Annotated in this window: 3 protein-coding genes; 1 reads left to right on the top strand and 2 read right to left on the bottom strand. The window is 35.9% G+C overall.

Annotated features, from left to right (window positions below; all coding sequences use genetic code 11):
- On the top strand, positions 1-1,248 hold a 1,248-nt coding region (locus tag M901_RS07025), incomplete at its 5' end, for a hypothetical protein (protein ID WP_021277493.1).
- Here the strand turns inward: M901_RS07025 and M901_RS07020 are convergent.
- Both M901_RS07020 and M901_RS07015 read right to left on the bottom strand, forming a co-directional pair.
- Complete coding sequence (locus tag M901_RS07020) at positions 1,219-1,785, bottom strand: DUF4269 domain-containing protein (protein ID WP_021277492.1); 567 nt, start codon at positions 1,783-1,785, stop codon at positions 1,219-1,221. The genes M901_RS07025 and M901_RS07020 overlap by 30 nt on opposite strands.
- Positions 1,786-1,799: 14 nt before the next feature.
- On the bottom strand, positions 1,800-2,207 hold the full coding sequence (locus tag M901_RS07015; RefSeq protein WP_021277491.1) for a GFA family protein: 408 nt from the start codon (positions 2,205-2,207) through the stop codon (positions 1,800-1,802).
- Between the last annotated feature and the right edge of the window lie 688 nt (positions 2,208-2,895).

Raw genomic sequence — 2,895 nt, 5'->3', positions numbered from 1 at the left:
TCGGGAGATCTTCACCTCTTCAATCAAGAAGGTGATTTCAACAAAGATTTTGCTCAAAGTATACTCAATCAAGATTTAAAAGAGGGTGAAAAAATCTTCTTACGAGATCGCTTCTATATCTACAGAGGATTTTTGGGAAGTGGCAATACCACTATGATCTTAAGTATCGAAGACCCTGAGACTAATATCGAAAATGCTCTTAGACTTCCTCATGGAAACGAAGAGAAGAATTATCGCCTCTCCGATGGTCAACGCTTTCTTAACTATAGTTACAACGGATTCGAAGAACTTGAAGATGCAGGAATTCCAATTCCTAAGTTCCATGAATATGAAAAAGATGCCTATATCGTTGTCGATAAAATTGCGCACAACTTTACTTTAAAATCATTCTTTGAAAATAGTGAAAGCATTAATGATAGTGATAAAGGTCCTATTATCGATGCTCTAAAAAACTTTGCTAAAGAAGCGGCCATATTTGAATCAATCGGAGACTTCCATCTTGAACAATTAGTTTATTCACAGACAACAAAGAAGTGGATTCTTCTGGACTGGAGCGAAGGACATCAACTTGCAAGGCTTCCCTCTTCTCCAACAATTTTTACAAGCCTAACTTTCGAGCAATCTCTAAGTGCAGAAAATAGACAAATACTCTCCGAGCTTATCAATGAAATTGAAGAACAAAGAAGAGCACAAGCTGAAATTGATAAAGTAGATTTAGAAGTTATCAAAACTCGCCTATCAGCAATGGATGACTACAATGATATTTTGAACACATATAAAGAGATCAAAACGAAGCATCTCGCCTCTTTTTACACAATGCTACAAAGAGACTTCGTAGATAATCAGCTACCAAAATTTCCTGCGGGGGTTCTGAAAAAACCAGAATTAGAACTGCTTCTGAATAATCTTGGAAAGTTCGTTCCGTTCTACTTTTCTCAATTCACAGAGAAGGTCTTGGCCAATATCTCGGATATTGAAACATTCTACTATCTCTACGAAAAACTTAATATGATAGGCTTAGATGAAGAACTTGAAGATGACCTCTCTATTGCAATCCAAAACAATATCGAAAGAATATTAAAAGGCTCTCATTCAACACAAGAGAACAAAGTCATGATTGAGAAGCTAAAGAATGACTACGGACTTATTAATTATAAGACTAAGGAAGTTTTGGGAAAGGCCGATGAGTATTTACAAAGTAATCAAAACTGTGCGGACTTAGTCATGAGTATCATGCAAGCGAATTAACTCCCTAACTCTATTTTCATCTAATAAGGCCAAAGCATCATAGGGATCACCTTCGAGTTGAAAAAACTTAGCAAAGGCGGGCTCTGTTTTGAGACCAGTAGCCTTCAAAGCACGAATTCCTTCTCGCACTCTATTACTACTATTATCAAGAATTAGTTTTTCAACCTTAAAATGGATGACTGCATATTGCTCATGGATTGGGACTCGTTGACAAAATACTTCAAATTCAACTTCATTCACTGCAAACTGAACAATTAGAGATTCTTCCCCTCTGATTATACTTCGGTAAGATTTAAATTCATCACGGTCCACAAATAAGTCAGTAACAATTCTTTCGAAACGATCTAAATTATCTGAATAACAAATAATATCAAGATCACTTTGATCATGATAAATATCTAATGGAATCGTTCCTGCTAAGAAAGGGCAAAACTCCTCTAACTTTTCGAATATTCCCGTTTCCTCTAAAGCGTTATAAGCTCTCTTTTGAAAGGCATTCCCATACTTTAAGGCATTAATGACTTTTTTATTTTCCATAATAACCTGATACATTAGTTCGGAAAAGATTCAAACTCTTTCAAATCAGCTAACTTATTTTCCCAATCTGCCTTACTCTTCATAAAAATATGAGCATTTGGATCAACCTGGACAGGAGTATCAAGACATCCCGCAGGAATGAGTACCAATTCGCCATTGTTTTCTATTGATGGTAGCGCTGAGCCACAATTTGTACAGAAACTTTTGACATGTCTTGAATGACTTAGAGAAAACTTCTTAACGCTTTCTTGACCAGATAACCAACGAATCTGTGCCCCAGGGTAAAATAGGTTTGCAGCAAAAGCGGTACCAGTATCTTTTTGGCAGAATTCACAATGACAAATAAAGAAATTCTGACATGTGCCTATCACTTCAAAACTTACGGAGCCACACAGGCAAGAACCTAGGCCGGTATTTTCCACAACTTCCCTCACTTAAGTCTATTAATACTCATTATACAACTACTCTATCATGTTAATAGAACAACTCAAGCATAAAAAGATATAGTTTAGAGCAGTAGATTTACTGTATACTGAGAAAGAACCAAAGGAAATTCAATGTTAAAAATCATCTTAAGCATAATGCTTATTTTCGTTCTCTCTTCATGTGCAAATCTCACAAGAAATGGTTTTTATAAAACAGGAGGAAATGGACAATATACCGCCGGAACCAAAAAAGACGGAAAGAATAACGGACTTGTCATAAGTAGAACTTCAACAAGTCGCTCACACAAAGGCAGAATAACCAAGAGTTCAACAACATCAATACTTAGCAATTATGAGTTTGGGAAATTAGATGGACCTCGGTATTATCACAACTCTGAATACCAAAGTAGAGTTATACCAGGAAGAAGAAAAAGACGTGTTAACTACACCACAAATAGAAGTTGCTACACAATCTGGAATAAAGGACACCAACTCCCCTTTACCTCAAAAAAATATACTAACTCTAACTCAAAACAGAGTACATCGATAGAGACTTATATTTATAATATAATCGGTAAGAACTATAGAGAAGACCTTTGCTCAAACTTTGATCATAAGAATGTTATCAACTTCTATAAGAAGGACCGTTACGGAATTGAAGTTGGAGGAAAAAGGATCTCAGGNA

Source organism: Bacteriovorax sp. DB6_IX, assembly GCF_000447775.1.
Classification (GTDB): Bacteria; Bdellovibrionota; Bacteriovoracia; order Bacteriovoracales; family Bacteriovoracaceae; genus Halobacteriovorax_A.
Note: the sequence above shows the minus strand (reverse complement) of the source record. Positions and strands in the feature narration are given on the sequence as shown.

Bases quoted from the DNA above. Each gene is read 5' to 3' on its own strand.
- M901_RS07020 (WP_021277492.1), bottom strand. From the start codon at position 1,785: ATGGAAAATAAAAAAGTCATTAATGCCTTAAAGTATGGGAATGCCTTT.